Raw genomic sequence first — 3,349 nt, forward strand, 5'->3', positions numbered from 1 at the left:
TCCGCTGGTGCTGGCGGCCTTTCTCGGTGTGGCGCTCAACCCCATCGTGGCGCGCGCGGCGCGCTGGCGGGTGCCGCGCTGGCTCAGCGCGCTGGTGCTGATGCTGGTGCTGATGGGCGGCGTCGGTGCTGGCGCCACTGCGCTGGCGCAGCCGGCGCTGGGCTGGTTCCACGACGCGCCGGCGGCGCTGCGCAACTTCGTGCCCAAGCTCAAGGGCATCACCCAGCCACTGGAGGCGGCCAGTCGCGCCACGCAGAGCCTGGTCGGCGGCCAGGCCGCGGTGCGCGTGCAGCCGCCGCGGCAGGCGGCGGTGGCGATCACCGCCTGGGACGTGCTCGCGGCCGCGCCCAAAGTGCTGGCGGCGGTGCTCACCGTGGCGCTGCTGGTGTTCTTCTTCCTGATCTACGGCGACGACCTGCTGCGGCGGCTGGTGGAGATCGTGCCCAACTTCCGCCACAAGCGGCACGCGGTGAGCATCGTGCGCAGCATCCAGACCGAGGTGTCGCACTACATCCTCACCACCGCGCTGATCAACATGACGCTGGGCACCATCACGGCCGGCATGCTGTGGCTGCTGCACGTGCCCGATCCGCTGCTGTGGGGCAGCATCGCGATGATCGCCAACTTCATCCCCTACGTCGGTGCGATCACCACCACCACCATCCTGCTGCTGGTGGGCATGATGAACTTCCGCGAGGTTACCCACGCGGTGCTGCCGGCGCTGGTGTTCGCCTGCATCACGGTGGTGGAGGGCAACATGATCACGCCGATGATCCTGGGCCGACGCATGCGGGTGAGCCCGGTGGCGATCCTGATCTGGCTGCTGCTGTGGGGCTTCCTGTGGGGCATTCCCGGCGCGCTGCTGGCCGTGCCCATGCTCACCAGCGCCAAGCTGATCGCCGAGCGCGTGCGCGGCTGGGGCTGGTTTGCGCTGATGGTGCAGCGCTAGTCAGGCGCCGGTCGGCATCCAGGCCAGCAACGCCACGCCCAGCACGATGCGGTAGATCGCGAACGCGGTGTAGCGGTGGTTGCGGATATAGCCCAGCAGCCACTTCACCGCGGCAAACGCGACCAGCGCCGACACCACGAAGCCCACGCCCAGCGCGCTCCAGTCCTCGTGCGCGCCGCCGCCGTGGTGCGCCACCTTGAGCAGCTCGTAGCCGGTGGCCGCGTACATCGTGGGGATGCCCACCAGGAAGGCGAATTCGGTCGCCGCCGGGCGATCGCCGGTGCCGGCCAGCAGCGCGGTGAAGATTGTCGCCGCGGAGCGCGAGGTGCCGGGGAAGATGCCCGCCACCATCTGCGCCACGCCCACCAGGATCGCCACCGTCCAGCTGATCTGCGTGCTGGGCTCGCGGCGCGCCGCCAGCTGCTCGGCGCCGAGCATCCACACGCCGCCCAGCACCAGCGCCCAGGCCACCGGCGTCACCGTCTCGGGCAGCTTGAAGCCGAGCTTCACCGCGATCAGCCCCAGCACCGCGGTGATCAGGAAGGCGACCGTCAGCTTGGCCAGGTAATCGCGGTTGGCGGGCTGGCGCCAGCCGGTGAGCAGCTGCCACAGGCGCTTCCAGTAGATCAGCGTCACCGCGAGGATGGCGCCGGCCTGGATACCGACGTTGAACAGGTCGGAGCGCGCGCCCAGGCCGAGCTTCTCGGCAATCAGCAGGTGGCCAGTGCTGGAGATGGGCAGGAACTCGGTGATGCCTTCGATGATGCCGAGCAGGATGACGCGGAGCAGTTCGATCACGGACACAGCCTGGATGCCGGGCAGCCCCGTTGGCCGCCGCAAGGGGCGACAGCATACGGGCGCCGCCGCGCAAAAACCTGCCGCCGGCGAGCCCGGCGCGGGCGGTAGCGCTGACCCATCGATGCCGTGCCGGACGTGTGATGGAGCGATCTCCACCGGCGTGAGGGTCCCTGGCAAGCGGTTCGAGCGGACATGCTGCGGGGCGGGTGGAAGTGTTTTTGATCAATATTGGTGCAATATGGTCACGCATCATGCTTTTGCATGAGGCAAAGCGCCGCCGGCAAAAGCCTTGAACCGCATCAATCCGCCATCGATCCCTGTGGCACGCCGTTTGCTAAACCCCCGCAGCCCCATCCCATCCGAGGTTCATCCATGTCCGTTGCCAAAGTCCTTGACCTGATCCAGGAGCATGACGTCGAGTTCGTCGACTTCCGCTTCGTCGACATGCTGGGCAAGCAGCACCACGTCACCTTTCCGGTCCATGCCATCGACGAGAGCACCTTCGAGGACGGCAAGATGTTCGACGGTTCGTCGATCGCCGGCTGGAAGGGCATCAACGAGTCGGACATGGTCCTCATGCCCGACCCGGACAGCGCCTACCTCGACCCGTTCAGCGCGCATCCGCAGCTGATCCTGCACTGCGACGTGCTCGAGCCGTCCACCATGCAGGCCTACGGTCGCGACCCGCGCTCGATTGCCAAGCGCGGCGAGGCGTTCCTCAAGTCCACCGGCATCGCCGATACCGCCTTCTTCGGCCCGGAGCCGGAGTTCTTCATCTTCGACTCGGTGCGCTGGCAGAACGACATGGGCCGGGTGTTCTACGAGATCGCCTCCGAGGAGGCGGCCTGGAGCTCGCGCTACAAGTACGACGGTGAAAACACCGGCCATCGCCCGGGCGTGAAGGGCGGCTACTTCCCGGTCAGCCCGGTGGACACGCTGGGCGACCTGCGCGCGGACATGTGCAAGGTGCTCGAGTCGCTCGGCCAGGTGGTGGAAGTGCACCACCACGAAGTGGCGAACGCCGGCCAGTGCGAGATCGGCACCCGCTTCAACACGCTGGTGAAGAAGGCCGACGAGCTGATCACCATGAAGTACGTGATCAAGAACGTCGCCCACCAGAACGGCAAGACCGTCACCTTCATGCCCAAGCCGATCGTCGGCGACAACGGCAGCGGCATGCACGTGCACCAGTCGCTCAGCAAGGGCGGCGAGAACCTGTTTGCCGGTGATCTCTACGGCGGCCTGAGCCAGACCGCGCTGTGGTACATCGGCGGCATCTTCAAGCACGCCAGGGCGATCAACGCGTTCGCCAACTCCGGTACCAACAGCTACAAGCGCCTGGTGCCGGGCTTCGAGGCGCCGGTGATGCTGGCCTACTCGGCGCGCAACCGCTCGGCGAGCTGCCGCATCCCGTACGTGTCGAGCCCGAAGGGTCGCCGCATCGAGGTGCGTTTCCCCGATCCGCTGCAGTCGGGCTACCTGACCTTCACCGCGCTGATGATGGCCGGCCTGGACGGCATCCTCAACAAGATCGACCCGGGCGCGCCGTCGGACAAGGATCTCTACGACCTGCCGCCGGAAGAGGAGAAGAACATTCCGCAG

Annotated in this window: 3 protein-coding genes; 2 read left to right on the plus strand and 1 reads right to left on the minus strand. The window is 67.3% G+C overall.

The window, feature by feature from the left end; translation table 11 throughout:
- On the plus strand, window positions 1–949 hold a 949-nt coding region (locus VFM98_RS14715), incomplete at its 5' end, for an AI-2E family transporter (RefSeq protein ID WP_325110660.1).
- Here VFM98_RS14715 and VFM98_RS14720 read toward each other — a convergent pair.
- A complete protein-coding gene (locus tag VFM98_RS14720; protein ID WP_325110661.1) occupies window positions 950–1,747 on the minus strand; it encodes an undecaprenyl-diphosphate phosphatase in 798 nt (265 codons plus the stop codon).
- A 372-nt stretch (window positions 1,748–2,119) separates the two neighbouring features.
- Between VFM98_RS14720 and glnA the strand changes: the two genes are divergently transcribed.
- Window positions 2,120–3,349 (plus strand): type I glutamate--ammonia ligase (glnA, locus tag VFM98_RS14725; RefSeq protein ID WP_325110662.1); only part of this gene is annotated, 1,230 nt, incomplete at its 3' end.

The organism is Ramlibacter sp. (genome assembly GCF_035706265.1).
Taxonomy (GTDB): Bacteria; Pseudomonadota; Gammaproteobacteria; order Burkholderiales; family Burkholderiaceae_C; genus Ramlibacter.